The following is an 18,547-nucleotide window of genomic DNA, read 5'->3' on the forward strand; positions in this document are numbered from 1 at the left end:
ATCGCGGGTCATTCAGTCGTTGTCGTTACATGCGGACTCCCAGCAGCCGTCACGTGGAACTCGCCCCACATGCCAATCGGCAAGCGGGCCTCTTGGTGCGCTGGAAACTGGTACAAAAGGTCCGCGAGGCGATAGTCGCCGACTTGGTTCGCGACGAATGAGTACGTTGCAGATGAGCCTGGCATGATACCAGCGCTGGGGTTTTGCACATAGCCTTGCAGCGAAGTGCCTGCACCAGGAAACGCGAGTCTCTGGTCTGTCGTGTACACACCGACGTCGTAGGGCACACCCCCGTCGTTGGTGATGTGGAGGGCAACTTTGTAGCCCAAGGGCACACTCACGCTCAAGTTGCCGTTCGCATACCCATTGAAGTTGTCCCACAGGTTGTTCCGGTTGTAGCCTGCAACCAAGTAGATGTCGGCGGTGCGGGCAGTAGGGTTTGTCACAAGTAAGCTGGACGGTGTGCTGTTGGTATCTGCCCCACATCCTGCCAGTGTCAGGGCAGACACGACCATTGTGCACCCGACCGAAATGATGCGCGTCACTGTTTGCACAGTTGTCCCTCCTGCGGTTGAACCCGGTGTTGACGGTAGCTTGTACGAATGGAAAAAATTCATGCATTGCCGCATCGTGGATTTGTTTGCTTACTCGTACCAGGTTGCTTCTGTGTGCGACAAGAATGGTCGCAACGCACGCAGGCCATAGACGACCCACATTCCACCTACCATCACGAGTGCCCCGACCTGTTGGTCTGCAGTGGCAGAGGTAGCGACAGAGTCGCGTACATAAAAGCTGTACCAAGGGTCTGGCGAGAAGAACAGAAATACTGTGATCGGCATCATGAAATTCATCGCGAACAACAAGTAAATCAGTTGCGCCCCCGGCGTCAGTCGAGGCAATGAGGGGACTCGGCTTAAAAGTGGCCACCACAGGAAGACAGCGGAGAGCATAAGTGTGTACTGCACGAGTATGTGGATTAGGTCATTAGATAAAGCTGTACGCAAAATACTCGGCAACAAAAACAGGGTGGAGAGAGCGCTGTAGGAGACTATCCCCGTGATTGGGTTGCATGCAAATTTGAAGACTCGACGCAAGAAAGGAACTGTGACGACTGTCTCCAGTAGCCAAGGTGGCAAGGCTAAGAGCAAGAGAGGGGCGGCAATTTGTGTGATGACCAGCATTTTTATGACGTAGGCAGTGAAGGAGAATCTCTCGGCAATGAGGTTTAACGGCGTGCCCATTGCGAGGTACAGCAGGATGAGCAGAGTGCCAGCGGCGCTCACCTGCCATACAGTTGCGCGTGATGCGTGTGGGAAGCGGTGCCGTAATGGCCCGACGAGCCCGCAGTAAACTACGCCTGCGAGCGCTAACGCGATGAGGACGTCTGGTCTCCACAAAATCGGCCAACTGTACCCTTGCAGGAAGTTTCCCATCGGATAGTCTCCTTTGCTCGCGATTGAGTGGAAGAACGAAACCGCCGAATTACACTCCGTAACGGGCCAGGATGAAGAGCACCCCTGTGCTTCCGACGACGTAGCTGAACCGTCTTGCGTACACCGCCGGGCGGGTCCCCGACAAGCGCATGGCGTTGCCCAGGACGAACGCGCTGGATAGGACCATGGCAAGTGCTGCAAGCGCCGGTTGAGCAAATCCGGCGACTGCAGCCGTCAAAGAGGCGAGGTTGTACAGAGTGGCCCAGGCCAAGTTCTGCCGGATCACGGTTACAGTCTTTTTGCAGGTGGCAAGAACTTGGGGGATTACGTCGAGGCGTGAGTTCATTAATACTAAGTGTCCTGCTTGTGCCGCGATGTCTGTTCCCGAACCCATTGCTATACCGACGTTAGCCTGAAGCAATGCCGCAGCATCGTTCACACCATCACCAACATAGGCCACCCGCAGCCCCTCTTCTTGCAGGGACCGGATGTAGGCGGACTTCGCCATCGGAGTCAGGCCTGCACACCAAGTTGGGATGCCTGTGGCGACTGCGACTTGTCTAGCAGCTTCGGCTTGGTCTCCTGTTGCCATGTGAACTCTGACACCAGCCGACTGTAAAATCGCCACTGTCTCGAATACGTTGTGGCGCACTGTATCGGAAAATGCCAGTACGGCGCGTGGACGGTCCTCGACCCACAGCACGGACAGAGTGTGTCCCTGAGCGGAGAGTTCGGCCGCGGTTTGTTCAAGCTCTGCGGACAGCTGCTCCCCGGCATGTTTGCGCACAGAGACTCTGCGACCGTTTACCGAGGCAGTCACGCCTTCACCAGGATGAGCGGCGAAGTTGGATATGGGCTGTAACTTCATCCCCTGAGCGTTTGCTGCGGCGACGATAGCGCGGCCAACCGGGTGTTCCGACGCTGCCTCAACAGATGCTGCTAGTTGCAACAATACGGAGTCGGTGGGGTAAAAACCCGTCAGCCGAACTTGCCCTTCTGTCAGAGTTCCGGTTTTGTCAAAAACGACAGCGTCTACCTCAGCACAGCGTTCTATCGCCTCGTCGCTGCGGAGCAATACACCTTCACGACCGAGAGTTTGCACGGCAAACTGACTTGTCACCGGAGCGGCGACGCTGAGTGCGCAAGGGCACGCGATGACGAGAGCAGCCATGGCGCGCAGCAAGGCACTGGTAGTACCGACTGGCACGACCCACTCCCACAAGCAAAACGTACAGACGCTAACAATCAGTACGCCGGGGATGAATGCGGCCAGAGCTCGCTCGGTCAAACGGCGGTAGATAGGCCCCTGTACCTGTGCGTCGCGAACAAACTGCAAGGTCTGCGCCAAAACGGAATCATCAGCACCGCGTTCAGTCGCGATCACGAGCCGCCCCGAGAAGTTGGTGGTCCCTGCATACACGTGACTGCCTGCGTGTTTGACGACAGGCACTGATTCACCGGTTAAAAACGACTCGTCGATGTCTGATGTGCCGTCGGAGACGACGCCGTCGACCGGAACTCGCTCACCTGGGCGTACAATGACCTTGTCACCCGGCGACAGTGAGTTGACAAGAACGCGTCGCTCCTGTCCATCGCAGAGGACTGTCGCCTCTCGCACCCAGAGTCCGGAGAGGTGGCGGGTGACTGCGAGCGCTCTCTGCCGCGTACCGATTTCGAGGATGCGACCGAGTAGCAGGAAGGTGACCAGAAACCCGCACGTATCGAAGTATAAGTAGGGTCCGTCTTTCAACATGCTGACCAAGCTGTAGGTATACGCTGTCACGCTCGCAAGCGTGACCAACAGGTCCGTGGTCGGAATCAAATGGCGCAAGGATGTCCATGCGCCGCGCAGAAAGGGCCAACCTGCCCAAAAGACAACGGGTGTCGTCAAAACCCACAGCGAGATGGACAAAAACAGACGGAGGTCGGGTGGGAACTGTGGCAGATAGCCAGACCAGATGGGGACACTGCCCATCATCAGGAAGAGTGAGAGTACAGAGGATACAGCCAATCGCCAAAGTAAGCCGCTGTCTGCAGTTGATTGGTCGCTATGCCCTGGTGTGTCACCGTCGATGCCATAGCCAAGGCTGGTAATGGCTTGGGAAATGACGGACGGTGTTGTCACTGTTGGGTCGAACTGGGCTTGGAGCGATTCTGATGCGTAGTTGATTGAAGCTTCGGCAACGCCCGGCAGTCGATTGACGACGTGCTGCACCAACAGGCCACAGGAGGCACACCACAGTCCACTGACGTGGATTGTGATGTCGTCGAGATTGCCTGAAGGAGTGGGTTTGGCGTCGCGGTCTGAAAGGGTCGTGCGGGCCGCCGTCCAATCCACGACCGGTTGATTTTTCAGTTGCGCCAAGTGCTCTTCGCCAAGCAGACGCCATACATCACGACAACCGTGACAGCAGAAGGTCTTGCCGTCCGCTAAAACTGGTTTTTGCACGGGGCCGTCACAGAGTTGACAGGTCAGAACAGCCACATGTTCACCTTCGGAAACCAGCCGTTTGAAACGAGGCCGCGCAGAATGAACAAAACACCGGAAGCGCCGACGAGTGATGCGGCGAGGTACGTAAAGGCGACTCCATGCAAGCGCTTGCGCCCGTACCAGCCCATGGCGGCAACTGCTAACAAAGAGGGGAGGGTCCCGACTCCAAACGCAAAGAGAACGAGGCCACCCCGCAGTGCCGAGCCCGACGCAGCAGCGGCGAACAGCATGGCAAAGAGGAGCCCGCATGGGTGCAAACCAAGGAGCGAGCCAGATATCACTGACGCGACGGGCTGCTGTCGGCGACTCAAGGTGCTGAACCACTGTTTCGTGAGGGGGAGCCGCAGAATCGACAAACGTTCTAAAAACGCCCCAGCGTGACGGGTGCGAAACTCGTCTACCGCCCACCAGATCATTAGACCACCTCCGAACAATCCAGCGGCCGCCTGCAACCCACGAAGGTGGGCCGCGGAGTCGACAAACGAGCCTAAGACACCGAACAGGGCGCCGAGTACTGTGAAGGTGGCAATTCGACCAAGGTTATAGAGTCCGTGCCCAGTTATTACGTGCGTGAGGACTGGGCCAGCGGGTTTGGTTTTGTCGTAGCCGGCAGACAAACTGTAAGCCATCACAAACGGGCCACACATGCCAGCGCAGTGGAGAAAACCTTGTAGCAGACCGACGCCCGCCGCCCAAGTTAACAAGGTCCATGTCATTACCTTTCACCTCGTTTACGGATGTGAGCGCTTTTCGTTTTACGACCAACTGTGACTGGACAGAGTGTTGCTGACAACCATCAGGCTCATCGCAGACGAAGCCACGATACCCCAACCGGACTGCCGGCGCAGTAACACATACCAAGCTGCGCCCATGAGGACTCCCATGACGTAAACCAAGACAAGAATCTCTGCCTTCAGTACTGGGTGTGCGTCCACGAACTGATTTAGTCGATGCACGAGAAGCAGCAGATTGGCAAGCGAACTCAGTGTTAAGACCGTGATGGACAGGCGTACTTGGCTGCGGTGAAAGTAGCCGTTGTCCGGGGCATCGTGCAAGACGCGCCATAGTCCACGTGCAGCCCCTTCAACACTGGGTCCAATAACTGTGCCCATCAACATTCCAGCGAAGGTGACAAGGACGTACTGACAAGATTGCGCAACGAGAGCCTCGTGCGTTGTTTCTGAGGCGCAGAATGTGGATACAGCCTGGGTTACAGAGAGCCCATATAGCAACACAGAAAACACGGCAATCACAACCGCTGGTCGAACCCTGTGAATGACAAGAGGCAACTGGGTGAGGTGCGACGTGCGGAGCAATCTAAGGTCTGTGAGCGAGCCTGTGGATGCGACTTTGACCTTTCTCCATGTGATACTTGCCATCTCCATCCCTGCCAGTCGCATGAGTAGGTTTGTGGATCTAGGTCCAGAACATGCATGGCATAGGTTGCGCGAAGCCGGTTTGGGTTATACACAAATTGATAATTCCTTTAGAAACCTTTACGTTCGCTACATTATTTATTTATAGTCCTCTGTTAAATTGATCCCTGACATAAGAACCGCATCCGCTAGGGGAGAGGAGCAACACCGTGAAATCGAAGTCAGTACAGTTTGTAGCTACAGGGGCCGTAGTTCTGGTACTAGGAGCCGCGTTGGCGGGCTGTGGTACGACATCTGGCTCAACTACGACTAACTCAAATAGCAGTGGAAACAGCAGCGCAAACAGCACTGGCAGCAGCGGCTCTTCGAAAGGAGAAACGCTTGTCCTGTACTCTGCTCAGGGCTACGATCAGGCAATGGCCACGGCGTTCCATAAGGCGACAGGCATCACGGTGAAACTTGTAGACGACTCGACAGGGCCGTTGATTGCGAGAGCTGAGGCCCAAGGTGCGAACTCTCAGTGGGACGTCATCTGGTTTGATGGCCCGTCCTCAATGCAAGCCCTTGATAACCAAGGTATGCTGTTGAAAAACTGGACACCAAATGATGTCAGCAACTATAACTCGCTCGGACAGTCGCTCATTCCGCCTGACAAGTCTTACTATCCAGGGGGAGTGACGGGCGAGGGCGCGATTGGATATAACCCGAAGTATGTCTCGCCTTCACAATTGCCCAAAACTCTAAACGCCTTGCTGAGTCCAAAGTGGAAAAACCAGGTGTCCATGCCTGACCCGGCTGTCTCGGGACCCACGTATCCACTGGTTGCTGGAGTCATTCAGCAGATGGGCAGCGTCCAAAAGGGCGAGGCTTTCTTCTCGAAACTGAAGCAAAACGGCCTGGTTATTTCCAACGTCAACAGCGACAGCATTAACGCAGTTGTGAACGGTCAAGTCAAGCTTGCATTTGTTCAGGATTCCGCTTTGATTGGCGCCCAACAAAAGGGTGACCCAATTGCGATTGACTACCTGCAGTCCGGAACTTACACCCTGCCAGACGTGATGGGGATTAACAAAAATGCGCCGGACATGGCGGCCGCGAAGAAGTTCGTGGAGTGGGTTTTATCTCCAGCCGGGCAGGCCGTCATGAGCAATCCCAACAACGGCGGTTCTGATTCCTACTATGAGCCGGTCATCAAGGGCGTCAATGCGGCTCCTGCAGCTGCTAAGGCACGTGCCCATGTGAAGTGGATTGGAGTCAACGCTGTAACAGCGGCGAACGAGAAAAATAGTGTTGAGGCGTGGTTCAGTGCCAACATCACAAAGAAGTAAGGCGCGGATACTCGGTCTGAGGCGTGGACTTAGCTCGGCTCCTAGTTTGCTCGTCATGGGGATTCTCATTGTCTATCCAATGGGGACACTCATGCTGCAAATTTTCTTTCCAAACGTATTCTCGATGCATCCGAATTGGCATTTTTCAGTCGCCACGGCTGGCCGGGTCCTGACGGACCCGGTCAACCTTCAGGCCATCGTGAATTCATTTTGGATCGGAGCCCTCGCCTCCATTATCTCTGCTGCACTTGGCACTGTGACTGCTTTTGGCGTGAAAGTAGCCGGACCGCGGACTCGCTCCGTGCTGAATGCGGGCATCTGGATTATTTTCTTCGCCCCGTCGTTTATGATTGCCTCTGGTTGGGTGATCTTGTTCCAGACGGGTGGCATTTTGCAGCAACTGCTGAACCTTCAGCCAAACTCGTTCAGCTGGTTCTTTTCACCGGCTGGTTTGATTTTGGTGATGGGTCTACAGTACTTTCCGTTTGCACATTTCGCGATGTATCAGGCGATTGAGAACGTCGGACCGCAGTTGATTCAAGCGGCAAGAATGCTCTCTGCGAAGCGCAGCACGGTGTTCTTTCAGGTCTGGTTGCGCCTTCTTGCGCCGGCACTCTTGGCTGGGGCCACGATTGCCTTTGCTGAAGGGTTCAGCGATTTCGGCTTAGCTTCTGTAATCTCGCCGAACATGAACATCCCGCTTTTGTCCTACCAGATTTACATCGCACTTACGCAGTTGCCGACCAATTTTTCCGCTGCGGCCGTTCTGTCGTTGTTGGCAATTGTTGTAACGTCAGGACTTCTGGTACTCCAGTTTAGGTGGTTAAGTCGGCGGTCCTACAGCACAGTATCGTCTGCCTCCCGAGTTGGCGTAGAGTCAGTCAAGCCACGTCGCTCTTGGACGGTCGGCGCGCTGGCGATTGTTTTCGTTGGGTTGGTTCTGCCATTTGGCGCGACGTTCATTCAGTCGTTCTGGAAGCTTCAGTTCAAGGGATTCAGCAAAGGAAATTGGACACTCGCTAATTATCAGACTGCCTTCACTTCAGGGGGGGCAGGACTGCAGGCGCTGGCTCGAACGGCGGAGTACGCTGTGATTGTCGCCGTGATTGTGATGATTCTCGGACTTTACATCGGACGCCAGTTGTCATTCGAAAAGTCTCGTCTCAGTCAGGTCCTGAACAACTTGACAGTAGCTACTATTGCAATTCCTGGAGTCGTGCTTGGCGTGGGCTACGTTTTTGCATGGAATGCGTGGTGGCTGACACCTTTACATTTGGTTATATATGGGACACCGATCTGTTTGGGGCTGGCGTATGCGGCGGTTCACCTGCCCTACGCGGTGCGGCTGCAGAACAGCGCAATGGCGCAAATTCCTGGGAACCTACTGACCGCAGCGCGGAGCTTCGGGGCTCGGAACGGTCGGGTTACGCGCGCGATCATCGTGCCGCTCGTGCTGGAAACGGTGATTTCTACGTTCCTGATTGCATTTACGGGTGTCATGTTCGAGTTGCCTGCTGCTTCACTTCTGTACCCGAATGGCGAGCCGCCGTACTCGGTGCTCATCGAGCATCTGTTTGGAGACAACCAGTGGGCAGCAGGGTCTGCACTGACAATTGTCGGTATGGCAGTCGTCTTCGGTTCGTATCTCTTTGGGAACTTTGTGTTGCGCAAGGTGTTTGCCTCCAGGCATCTGCAAGACATAAATGCTGCACACTCGGAAGTAGCCGAAGAACCGCGCCAGACTGTGAGCGGGGTCGGTGCAAGAAGACAGGAACTGGCCGAGTAATCCAGTGATGGCACTGTAGTCACGAATATGTGGGGGGTCCGTTCCGATGATTGTAATGGACGGCGTAAAGAAAGAGTACGATGGCAAGTCGGTCCTGTCGGGCGTGTCTCTGTCCGTCGAGCAGGGGCAGTTGCTCGCATTACTTGGCCCATCTGGCTGCGGCAAGACGACGTTGTTGAACTCATTGGCGGGCTTAGTGGACATTGACGGTGGGAGCATCTCCGTTGGAGGGAAGACGTATTCCTCAAAGGGCTTTACACTCCCTCCGGAGGAACGACGCATCGGAATGGTGTTTCAGGACTTCGCACTGTGGCCGCATATGACAGTGTTCGAAAATGTTGCGTTTGGGCTGAAGGTGCAGAAGTTGTCTAGGTCGGAGACTAAGGAGCGAGTCCGGGAAGTGCTGGAGATTGTCCAGATGAAAGGGTATGAAGACCGCTTTCCGCACCGACTGTCAGGTGGGCAGAAACAGCGCGTCGCGATTGCCCGCGCCCTCGCGCCAAGGCCGAACGTCTTGCTCATGGATGAACCTCTGTCGAGCCTCGACGCGAAGCTCCGTGAAGAAATGCGCTGGCACATTCTCGACATCGTACGCAAAACCGAAGTTACTACGGTATACGTCACGCACGACCAAATCGAGGCGTTGACGATGGCGGACCGCGTCATTCTGCTCAACCAAGGCAGAATCGAACAACAAGGCGCACCGATGGAGTTGTATGCTTTTCCAAACAACCAGTTTTGCGCCTCATTTGTTGGCGCATCCAACCTCATTCCTTGTAAGGTGACGAACAACACTGGCAATGTTGCGAAAGTGGATTGTGGTGGCTTTCTTGCCACAGCAGTGATGGACCGTGAGTTTGCCGACGGTGAAGCTGTGTGGATGGTACGCCCTTCACATATTGTGATGGCTTCCGGCGACGTCGAACCCGCTGCGCAAGGGACTCTTGTGGAGGGGGTTGTCGAACAACGCGCATTCCTTGGGAGTGTCTGGCAGTTTCATGTTCGTTTGCGCGACCATCAACACATCTCACTCGAAGTGTGGAATGAGACCCCACGCCACGTCGGTGAACCTGTCACTCTTTGGATTGAGACAGCGAAAGCGCGCCTTGTCGAACCAGACCGGGCGCACACGAAAGCCGCGAACATGTAAGTAGTACTGCGTTCGCAAAAGTGCCAATCACGACGGTGCGCCGCACATCGAAAACGTTCGGTAAAAGCAGGCTACTAAAGGGTTGCCCCGGAGTGGATTGAGCTCTGGGGTAGCCCTTTGTGTCACTAGGGTTTGAACAGGCTTGAGCAACTGAGATGTAAGTCCACGGGCAGATTTTAACCACCCTGAAGGGGATGGGTGCGTGACAAGTCCTAGGGAAGTGGGAGTCTGGTTGGATGGGGACCAGACAAGTGAGCCTGTACGGGAACAAACGTTGTACTCCGATGTAGGCGGGACTCTCGTCGGCTGGCTGTGTATCATACGTGATGGAAGAGTATGTTCTATCCTTCCTCTTCAGGCTGTGGCATCATAAAATAGACACAGCCGCAGTGCCGGCGCCTGACGTTTAACTTGGTTTACTGAATGGGACGTGCCGGCTCGCTGGAATAGAGGAGGCACATACGTGGATAGGTCGGAATTCCCGTTTCCTCTTAACGGTGACACTTTTGCTTACTCGAACAACCTTCGCCCCTTGGAACCACCGGTCGTGATTGATGTGACCACTGCGTACGAAGATGAAGTTCGTCTTAAGCGTGGTCTGTTGCAACGTGACGCAGAGCGTTGTTTCCTCGCCGAACCGGAATCTGCTGATGGTCAGTGGGAAGTGCTGGATTATGTTCTACATGAGCTCTCGACTGTTCACCCTAACCTGTTTCAACTCGAGAAGAATGGCAATGTATGGACATTTACAAACTGCGTTCTCCGAGAATCGACCGTGTTTACATTCTATAACGCTGCAACCCTTCCATTTGCACCGCTCGACTTTGCCGGCCGGCAGGTGCAGGAGGACTTGTTGTTGTTGGGACAGTACGACGACCGGCTGATGCTCGAAGCCGGACAGCTGTGCTTCCCGGGAAACTGGTCGCTGCACTTTGACATGGGCATGCCGTTTCAGCGCATTCACGCACCTGTGCCCGGGCTTCTTTCAGACGGATTGGCGAAGCAAATAGAGAGATTCCTCATGCACTTAGAAACAGGGAAGCCTTGGACACGACTCAACTGGTCGCTCAACGCTGGTCGTCGCCTCGACACCTCTCCAGAGACGTTTGACGAGTGGGGGCCTACACGCTATCAGGTGACGCGGGACAACGTCGCGTCACTCGTCCACTTGCGCGTTGAAGTGCAAAACCTGGTGAGGATGCCGCGGACGAACGGTCTGTTGTTCACAATCCACACACACCTGCTTGCTCTTCACGAAGTCGCACAAAACCCACTGTGGCTGTCGCGGCTCTATCATGTTCTAGAATCCCTCTCACCAGACTTGACAGACTACAAAGGGCTCAGTGCATACCGAGACGTCGTAGTCGAGTACCTGCATGAGAAACTTGCGGTGCAATCATGATGCAAGGACTCTTCGGCGGCTACGACGAAGGGAACTGTGCAAGGTTCCTTGCCAGAGTACGGTCGCTCGTAATCTTAGCCGACGCGCGAGGCCGGCGGCGGATACAGGCTATTATCGATGCGGCAACCGAGCAGGGGCTTCCGATCACGGAATTCGACTTTTGTCGCGACACCGCGCTAGCAGATGTTGACCGCGCAGGTTCGTTTTTACGAGACCAACCCATCGGTACGCGGGTGGTCATGGCGGTTGATGAGGCCGTGATGAAGGTGTTAGAGCCAGTACTGCAGCACATCGGACTGACGAGTGAGGAAGTTTGGGTTGACGCCGAGGGGCCAGAGACCGCCCCGGTCTTTTGCGTAGCCTGCTACTTTCAGAATCCCCCCACTGGCCAAACTTACATCCTTTGCACACAGTGTTCACGCATCTTGGAAGTGTCGGACCACTACTCCCCACGACTGCATGCGGTAATGGGGTATGTGTCGCTGCCGGAACAGCGGGGCAAAGCGGCAAGTCGATGCGTTTCAAGGCAAGCCGATGACCAGTAGACGTCACGAGAGGTGTGTCGAGGTTGCAGACGCAAAATCGATTGTCAGCGATTGTGGCTCGTATTGACGATATAACGGATTTGGTGAAACGCTACACACTTGTACGAAGTGATGGAGGTCCGCTGCCGCCATTTTGTCCAGGCGCGTACACGGAGACGTTTTTGCCTGTCGACGACCACTGGATTCGACGTTTCTACTCGATTTGCAGTTCGGCGGAGGAGCGGTACTTCTACCAAATCGCCGTACGCCGCAGTGAGCGATCCCGCGGCGGTTCGGTGTTTTGGCATGACGGCGTGAAGGTTGGCCAATCACTTGACATCTCTCTCCCGGTCAATCACTTTGCTTTGAGTAAGCGGGCCCGTCATCACGTGTTTGTCGCAGGTGGAATCGGCGTCACGCCGTTTTTATCAATGATGACGGCGCTCGAAGAGTCCGGGAGTGCCTCCTTTGAGCTGCACTTTGCAGCGAAATCTGAGACTAACTGTCCGTTCTACGAATGGCTGTTAGAGCGCTTCGAGCCGCACGTCGCGTTCTATTTTTCCGAACAGGGTGAACGCCTCACACCCGAACTGCTGGGTCGTCAGAAACTAGGAACGCACGTCTACCTGTGTGGTCCAACTCAGCTCATGTCCGAGTTTCGCAGTGCTGCAAGTGCGTTTGGTTACCCCCAGCAAAGTATCCATATGGAGGTGTTTGTGCATTCTGGACAGGAAGACAATCGGCCTTTTCGCGTTCACCTGGCCAGGCAAGGACTGCAAGTTGAGGTGGGTCAGGAGCAGACTTTACTAGACGCGCTGCGAGCCGCTCATGTCGAGGTGGCTTCTTCGTGCGAGGTCGGTGGTTGTGGAACTTGTCTTGTCCAGGTCTTAGACGGAGAAGTAGAGCATCGAGATTTTTACCTAAGCGAAGAGGCACAACAGTGCGGGCGGCAGATGCTGTGCTGTGTGTCCCGGGCCAAAGGTGACACATTACTGCTCAACCTGTAAAGGGGCCCGGTGCAATCGAACCAGGCCCGCCATCACAGTGTTACCGCTTCTTTTTGACGGATTGCTTGACGTTTGCCTGCTGTTTCCTGTTGGTGGCTGATAACCGACGGCGCAGCAGGTCTGCAGTGTCCATCAGGCGCAACCCGTGAGATGCTTTGACGAGCACTGTGGTATTTGATTGTAAGTCGCTCAACAGCCTGCGATTCAGCGCGGCTTTATCAACGAAGTGCAGGACTTGAACTTTTGGGTATCCAGCCTTCACGGCAGCAGTCCCAATCGTCTTGGCGAGAGTGCCAAACGTGTACAGCTTCGAGATGTTTCGCTTTGCCACGTGACGACCGACTGCACTGTGTCCTGCCACGCTGTATTTGCCGAGTGCTTGCATACTGCCTAAGACAGCATACTTTTTGCCGTTGCCGACTTGCATCAGCGTGTCCAGCGCCGCTGTGGCCGCATCCGGATTGGAACTAAAACTGTCGTCGATAAGGAAGATGTTGTTCCTAAGTCGGTATATGCTAGTGCGTCGGTACATCCGCCGGAACCTCGACAGACCGATGCGCATCTGCTGTGGGTCAAAACCAAGTGCATCTGTGAGTGCGATGGCACACAGCGCGTTGTAGACGTGGTGCCGCCCCAGTATCGGGATCCGAAAGTGGTGCAGTTTGCCCCTGAGTTTGACATCAAACGTCATCCCCCCGGACGAGTAATGAACATTTTCAGCTCGATAATCTGCTTTGTTGTCAATGCCCACGGTCAGTCTTTTGCCACGAAACCTGCCTGTTTCGATCAAACGTGTATTTGCGTTGTCGTTGTTCAGGACGACGGTACCAGTGGGTTTCATCCAGCGAATGAGTTCTGACTTAGCGCGCGCAAGTTTGCGCACGTCACCGCCGAACGCACCAATATGTGCAGACCCAATGTTCGTGATGATTGCGTAGTTCGGTTCGATAATCTGGCAGTGCCTCTTGATATGTCCAGCACCTGACATACCGTATTCCAGTACGAGTGCTCGGTGTTCAGGACGTACCTTCTGTCTGGTTTGCTGTGTATGGTTAATGAAATTGAGATTGTCTACTGACTTTAAGATTCGCCATCGCGTGGAGAGAATGGAGGCGACCATCTCTTTGGTGGTTGATTTCCCTGCACTTCCTGTAATGGCGATAACAGGTTTGTTCAGTCTCAGTGGATTTGCCATACTGTGCCTCCTCCCCTGCCTGCTAGGCTTTCTCTGCTCGATGATATGTCGATTTCCGAAGCACTGTATGGGCGGTTCTCTATAACACCGTGTCCGTTTTTGAATAGGTTGGAACGAGTGTAGAGTGCCAAGCACTGTCCGTGGGCGACACTAACCGTCAGCAAGGAGGTCCGGAGATGACGACGATTCAAATTGCAGCTGTCGGCGACCTGCTGATGTGGAGACGTCAAATTGCATCAGCGAAGAGACCAGGGAACGCATATTCGTTTGACAGTATGTTTCACGCAGTGGCACCGCACCTACGCAGTGCAGATTTGACCATTGGCAATTTGGAGACCACGCTCTCAGGCAGAGAAGAAACATATCAACGCCAGAATCCGAAGACAGGATGGCCGATGTTCAACTGTCCGGATGAACTCGCTGGAGCGCTCAAGCGAGCCGGCGTCGATGTGTTGACCACAGCAAACAATCACTGCTTGGACCGGGGATTAATGGGGTTGCGTCGTACCCTCCGTGTGTTAGACAAGCATGGGATACAACATACGGGTACCTATGCCACGAAGGCCGATGCGACACGCCTTTTGGTTCGCACAGTGAAGGGAATTCGCGTCGGGATTTTGTCGTACACCTACGGGACCAACGGCTTTACGCTGCCTGTGGGGGTTGGCTGGTCAGTCAATCGGCTCAACCTGCAGAAAATGCGCTTGGACCTGAAGCGCATGCGCAGCCAAGCAGACGTCGTCGTCGTTGCGGTACACTTCGGGCAAGAATTTCACCGCTATCCCAATGAACGGCAAAAGACAGTGGTCAACTCGCTGTTTCGAAACGGCGCTGACATTGTGCTCGGAGCGCACCCGCACGTCCTACAACCGATGGTGAAGACGACCGTGCGCGAAGCGGGGGGCCGAAGCGCGGACAAGTTTGTTATTTACTCGATGGGGAACTTCATTTCGGACCGGATGATGGGAGGGATTCACTCAGACAGCGGCGTCATTGTGAAAGTCACCGTTGAGAAAGACATGCAAGGGGCCATTCACCTGCGTCGCGTTCAAGCTGTCCCTACTTGGGTGCATCGGTATGCAACCAAGTCGGGCACGAGGTTTCGCGTGTTACCTGTGCGCAGGTTCTTAACCGCTCCAGATAAAACTTTGGGTCAGGCAGACATTGCGACCTTGCGCCGCGTGTACCGGCTAACGACCGGTCACCTGCTCGGGCAGGGACAGCGAAAATGAGTTGTATGGTTTGGACCAAATCACGCCCCGCCGAGGTTGCGGGGCGCATTTAATGGGTAAACAGGTTTCTGTGCAAGCGGCCTTATTACAGATACGCGTAGCCGGGGACGGTGAGGAAGTCCTCGAACTCGTCGCGGACCGACAGTTCGTCAAACAACTGTGCAGCTTGCTCGAATTTTCCTTGCGCATAGGTGTTTGCGCCGACCGCGGCGCGGATTTTCTCTAGTTCCTCCTGGACCACTGTCCGGAACAGTTCCACAGTTACTTTGCGACCGTCGTCGAGGACGCCTTTCGGTTGGTGGATCCACTGCCAAACCTGCGCTCTGGAGATCTCAGCTGTCGCCGCGTCTTCCATCAGGTTAAAAATCGGTACGGCGCCGGAACCGTTAAGCCACGCGGCAATGTATTGTATGCCGACACTCACGTTTGTTCGCAAACCGCTCTCCGTGACGGTGCCGGTCGGCACAGCCACAAGTTCGGCAGCTGTGACGTGGACGTCTTCACGCTTGCGGCTGAGTTGGTTTGGCGTTGGCATCAGTCGGTCGAATACGTCTTTCGCGACCGGGACGAGTCCAGGATGAGCTACCCACGTGCCATCGTGGCCATCGCCTGCTTCGCGTTCCTTGTCTGCCCGAACTTTGGCAAGCGCATCCTCGTTAGCGACTGGGTCGTTTTTAATCGGGATTTGAGCAGCCATCCCGCCAATGGCAAACGCCCCGCGCTTGTGACACGTTTGAATGGTAAATAAGGTGTACGCGCGCATGAAGGGCACAGTCATGTTCACTTGTGCGCGGTCAGGCAAGATCATTTCAGGTTGATGGCGGAACTTCTTGATGTAACTGAAAATGTAGTCCCAGCGGCCACAGTTAAGTCCGGCAGCGTGATCGCGAAGTTCGTAGAGGATTTCATCCATTTCGAATGTCGCCAGAATGGTCTCGACAAGTGAGGTCGCCTTGATGGTCCCGTTTGGAATGTCGAGTTGCTGTTGTGCCTCGACAAAGACGTCGTTCCAGAGACGGGCTTCCAGATGGCTCTCCATCTTCGGCAGGTAGAAGTACGGTCCTGAGCCGTGAACGATGAGCTCTTTGGCGTTGTGGAAGAAGTAGAGGCCGAAGTCGAACAGTCCGCCAGAGACTGGTTCCCCGTCGACAAGCATGTGCTTTTCTACGAGGTGCCAACCGCGTGGCCGCACGATGAGTGTTGCGATATTTGGGTTCAGACGGTAAGCCTTACCCTCCGGGCTAGTGTAGTCGATCTCCCGCCGGATGGCGTCGCGCAGATTACTCTGTCCCTGCACACTGTTCTGCCACGTGGGCGAGTTGGCGTCTTCGAAGTCCGCCATAAAGCACTTGGCGCCTGAGTTAAGTGCGTTGATGACCATTTTTCGGTCGCTGCTTGGCCCAGTAATCTCGACGCGTCGGTCTTGCAAGTCTGCAGGAATCGGCCCGACGGTCCAATCACCACTGCGGATTGAGGCGGTCTCCGGGAGGAAATCCGGGAGTTTCCCTGAGCGAATCTCCAGCTCGCGTTCTTGACGTTTTTGCAGCAGTGCTCTTCGACGCGGGCCAAATTTTCGCTCGAGGTTTGCCACGAAGTCCAAGGCTTCTGGCGTGAGAATACTCGCAAATTCTGGTCGGTAGTCACCCGTAACAGTAATACCCGGTGGACAGGTGTACGCTTCGGACACGACGCTCCGCCTCCTTCTCTCCCATTCCCTGCACGAGTCCATTGTCGCGTATTGAAAATATTCGCACTCGTCGAAGGGGCTTTTGCCCATCATAGCACCTCGTTGTGTAAAATGGAATGATATTCTGCATTATAGAACAAGGACCGATGAGGACGGAAAATCAGTAGAGGCCGCAGAGTCTCCTCTGGGCCTCTCGGGTCTAACGAAAACAGAACAGGAATCAGCCCTTTGGCACCATGCCGCTCAGTCCGTGCGCTTGCAGCATGACAAGCAGTCCCAGAATGCAAGTGAGGATGATGCTGTGGACGAATGTCCTGCGAATGACTAAGCCTTCCTTGCCACGCAATTCCCCGGTTGATACGCCAGTCGAGACGTTTTGGGGAGATATCATCTTGCTCATGACAGCACCTGATGAGTTGGTCGCCGCCATCAGGTACGGACTCAGGTGGAGTCGGTTGGCCGCAACTACTTGAAGATTGCCAAACAGCGCGTTTGAAGAGGTGTCGGACCCGGACAGGAAACAGGCGATCCAGCCGAGAAATCCGGAGAAGAAAGGAAACGCAGCACCGAGAGCAGCGACGCCGATTCCGAGCGTGTATGCCATCCCGGAGTAGTTGTATAGGTACGCAAGACCGACGATGCACATGACAGTAAAGATGGGGAGGTAGAGTTGTCTCCAACTGTCGCCGGCGGCAGCCCAGAAATCCGTCCAGCGGGCGCGAAGCATGAACGCACTGATGATCACGGCGACCAGAATCGCTGTTCCGGTGCCAAGTGGCTGGAAGCTCCAGACTGCCCCGTAGAGCTTGTGGTACAGCGTCAAGTAGACAAGATTGTCGAGCCCCGGCCAATGAACGTCTTTTGCTCCCAGGTCAGCGACCTTCGCGAAAGTCCATATGATGACGACGATGGTGACCGTCAACCAGGGGACCCAGCCGCGCCAGCTTACACCCGGCTCTTGCCCAATACCTGGCTCGCGTGCCGCGGCCATTTCAACGGTGCCCGACGAGTGAACGTAAGACTGGTACGCAGCCGTGTTCTTTGGTCGCCAAACCCGCGTAAAGCCGACGAGACAAATCAGGGAAACAAGCGCCGCCAACACGTCGGGGAGGGCAGGACCGATGTAGTTTGAGACGACGAACTGCGTCACGCTGTACGACAGTCCGCCGACCAGTGCCGCCGGCCATGCGCCTTTGAGGGCCTTCCAACCACCCATCACGATAAGAACGTAAAACGGGAGAAGCAAAGCAAAAAACGGAAGCTGGCGGCCAACCATGGCGGACAAAGCTGCCGGGTGCAGGTTCGTGACGGACCCAAGCGTGACAATCGGGACACCGAGCGCCCCATAGGCGACAGGGGCCGTGTCGAAGATGAGACAGTAGACCACCGCATCAAGCACCGGAAATCCGAGCCCCACCAACAAGGCGGACGCGATCGCTACAGGCGTTCCGAAGCCGGCAATGCCTTCCATGAGAGCACCGAAGCTGAAAGCGATGATCAGCACCTGGATGCGCCGGTCAGTCGTCGCATACCGATACATCCAGCGCTTAAACTGCTCGAAGGCGCCGGTTCTCTGGCTGAGGTTGTATAGCCACATGGCGGCAAACACGATCCACATGACTGGCCAGAGGGCGAACACTGCCCCTTCACCGATTGAGGACAGCGCCATCTGGCCAGGAATTTTCCAGAATACCAGTGCAATGATACAGCCAACGACCAAGCCGGACAGCGCAGAGATCCAGGCGGGGGCGCGAACGACACCGAGCAGGACAAGTACGACAGCGATAGGAATCAAACCCATGAGAAAAGAGACCAGTGTGGACCCGCCTACGGGCGTCAACAATTGGTGAAAAACGGACTGCGGCATTCCCAAATCCTCCTTACGTGTCAAGAGAGTGTAGAAAGGGATTTCTCACAAGCCGACGACACACCGAAA

General features: G+C 55.2%; 15 protein-coding genes. 7 read left to right on the forward strand and 8 right to left on the reverse strand.

Annotated features, from left to right (window positions below):
* Positions 1-8 precede the first annotated feature (8 nt).
* From JC200_RS17550 to JC200_RS17570, 5 genes are all read right to left on the reverse strand, one after another.
* Positions 9-554, reverse strand: a complete 546-nt coding sequence (locus tag JC200_RS17550) for a sulfocyanin-like copper-binding protein (protein ID WP_274432995.1) — start codon at positions 552-554, stop codon at positions 9-11.
* 90 nt (positions 555-644) lie between these two features.
* A complete protein-coding gene (locus JC200_RS17555) occupies positions 645-1,433 on the reverse strand; it encodes a cytochrome c oxidase assembly protein (protein ID WP_274432996.1) in 789 nt (262 codons plus the stop codon).
* A 49-nt stretch (positions 1,434-1,482) separates the two neighbouring features.
* Positions 1,483-3,918, reverse strand: coding sequence for a heavy metal translocating P-type ATPase (locus JC200_RS17560; RefSeq protein WP_274432997.1), 2,436 nt, complete (start codon positions 3,916-3,918; stop codon positions 1,483-1,485).
* Positions 3,906-4,640, reverse strand: coding sequence for a sulfite exporter TauE/SafE family protein (locus tag JC200_RS17565; RefSeq protein WP_274432998.1), 735 nt, complete (start codon positions 4,638-4,640; stop codon positions 3,906-3,908). Before JC200_RS17565 ends, JC200_RS17560 begins: the two co-directional genes overlap by 13 nt.
* A gap of 39 nt (positions 4,641-4,679) precedes the next feature.
* On the reverse strand, positions 4,680-5,303 hold the full coding sequence (locus JC200_RS17570; protein WP_274432999.1) for a hypothetical protein: 624 nt from the start codon (positions 5,301-5,303) through the stop codon (positions 4,680-4,682).
* 206 nt (positions 5,304-5,509) lie between these two features.
* On the opposite strand from JC200_RS17570, the gene JC200_RS17575 reads away from it, so the two are divergent.
* The 6 genes from JC200_RS17575 (at position 5,510) to JC200_RS17600 (ending at position 12,497) form a co-directional block, all read left to right on the forward strand.
* Complete coding sequence (locus JC200_RS17575; protein ID WP_274433000.1) at positions 5,510-6,628, forward strand: ABC transporter substrate-binding protein; 1,119 nt, start codon at positions 5,510-5,512, stop codon at positions 6,626-6,628.
* Positions 6,606-8,414, forward strand: a complete 1,809-nt coding sequence (locus JC200_RS17580; RefSeq protein WP_274433001.1) for an ABC transporter permease — start codon at positions 6,606-6,608, stop codon at positions 8,412-8,414. Before JC200_RS17575 ends, JC200_RS17580 begins: the two co-directional genes overlap by 23 nt.
* Before the next feature lie 46 nt (positions 8,415-8,460).
* Complete coding sequence (locus tag JC200_RS17585) at positions 8,461-9,564, forward strand: ABC transporter ATP-binding protein (RefSeq protein ID WP_274433002.1); 1,104 nt, start codon at positions 8,461-8,463, stop codon at positions 9,562-9,564.
* 463 nt (positions 9,565-10,027) lie between these two features.
* Complete coding sequence (locus JC200_RS17590; protein ID WP_274433003.1) at positions 10,028-10,966, forward strand: heme-dependent oxidative N-demethylase family protein; 939 nt, start codon at positions 10,028-10,030, stop codon at positions 10,964-10,966.
* Positions 10,963-11,511, forward strand: a complete 549-nt coding sequence (locus JC200_RS17595; protein WP_274433004.1) for a hypothetical protein — start codon at positions 10,963-10,965, stop codon at positions 11,509-11,511. The genes JC200_RS17590 and JC200_RS17595 overlap by 4 nt, the downstream gene beginning before the upstream one ends.
* 23 nt (positions 11,512-11,534) lie before the next feature.
* Positions 11,535-12,497: a PDR/VanB family oxidoreductase gene (locus JC200_RS17600; RefSeq protein ID WP_274433005.1), complete on the forward strand. Its 963-nt coding sequence runs from the start codon at positions 11,535-11,537 to the stop codon at positions 12,495-12,497.
* 40 nt (positions 12,498-12,537) lie between these two features.
* Here the strand turns inward: JC200_RS17600 and JC200_RS17605 are convergent, their stop codons facing one another.
* The gene (locus tag JC200_RS17605; RefSeq protein ID WP_274433006.1) at positions 12,538-13,692 is read right to left on the reverse strand and encodes a UDP-N-acetylmuramoyl-tripeptide--D-alanyl-D-alanine ligase; all 1,155 of its coding nucleotides are present in this window, start codon (positions 13,690-13,692) and stop codon (positions 12,538-12,540) included.
* A 176-nt stretch (positions 13,693-13,868) separates the two neighbouring features.
* Here JC200_RS17605 and JC200_RS17610 point away from each other — a divergent pair, with 176 nt between their 5' ends.
* The gene (locus JC200_RS17610) at positions 13,869-14,924 is read left to right on the forward strand and encodes a CapA family protein (RefSeq protein ID WP_274433007.1); all 1,056 of its coding nucleotides are present in this window, start codon (positions 13,869-13,871) and stop codon (positions 14,922-14,924) included.
* Between the two features lie 85 nt (positions 14,925-15,009).
* On the opposite strand, the gene aceB is transcribed toward JC200_RS17610, so the two are convergent.
* Complete coding sequence (gene aceB / locus JC200_RS17615) at positions 15,010-16,653, reverse strand: malate synthase A (RefSeq protein ID WP_443111921.1); 1,644 nt, start codon at positions 16,651-16,653, stop codon at positions 15,010-15,012.
* A 178-nt stretch (positions 16,654-16,831) separates the two neighbouring features.
* Positions 16,832-18,478 (reverse strand): L-lactate permease, encoded by a 1,647-nt coding sequence (locus JC200_RS17620; RefSeq protein WP_274433009.1) that lies wholly within the window; start codon positions 18,476-18,478, stop codon positions 16,832-16,834.
* Positions 18,479-18,547 lie beyond the last annotated feature (69 nt).

The sequence above is a fragment of the Alicyclobacillus sp. ALC3 genome (assembly GCF_028751195.1).
Taxonomy (GTDB): Bacteria; Bacillota; Bacilli; order Alicyclobacillales; family Alicyclobacillaceae; genus Alicyclobacillus_L.

Bases quoted from the DNA above. Each gene is read 5' to 3' on its own strand.
- JC200_RS17555 (WP_274432996.1), bottom strand. From the start codon at position 1,433: ATGGGAAACTTCCTGCAAGGGTACAGTTGGCCGATTTTGTGGAGACCA.
- JC200_RS17565 (WP_274432998.1), bottom strand. From the start codon at position 4,640: ATGACATGGACCTTGTTAACTTGGGCGGCGGGCGTCGGTCTGCTACAA.
- JC200_RS17570 (WP_274432999.1), bottom strand. From the start codon at position 5,303: ATGGCAAGTATCACATGGAGAAAGGTCAAAGTCGCATCCACAGGCTCG.
- JC200_RS17585 (WP_274433002.1), top strand. From the start codon at position 8,461: ATGATTGTAATGGACGGCGTAAAGAAAGAGTACGATGGCAAGTCGGTC.
- JC200_RS17595 (WP_274433004.1), top strand. From the start codon at position 10,963: ATGATGCAAGGACTCTTCGGCGGCTACGACGAAGGGAACTGTGCAAGG.
- JC200_RS17605 (WP_274433006.1), bottom strand. From the start codon at position 13,692: ATGGCAAATCCACTGAGACTGAACAAACCTGTTATCGCCATTACAGGA.
- JC200_RS17610 (WP_274433007.1), top strand. From the start codon at position 13,869: ATGACGACGATTCAAATTGCAGCTGTCGGCGACCTGCTGATGTGGAGA.
- aceB (WP_443111921.1), bottom strand. From the start codon at position 16,653: ATGGACTCGTGCAGGGAATGGGAGAGAAGGAGGCGGAGCGTCGTGTCC.
- JC200_RS17620 (WP_274433009.1), bottom strand. From the start codon at position 18,478: ATGCCGCAGTCCGTTTTTCACCAATTGTTGACGCCCGTAGGCGGGTCC.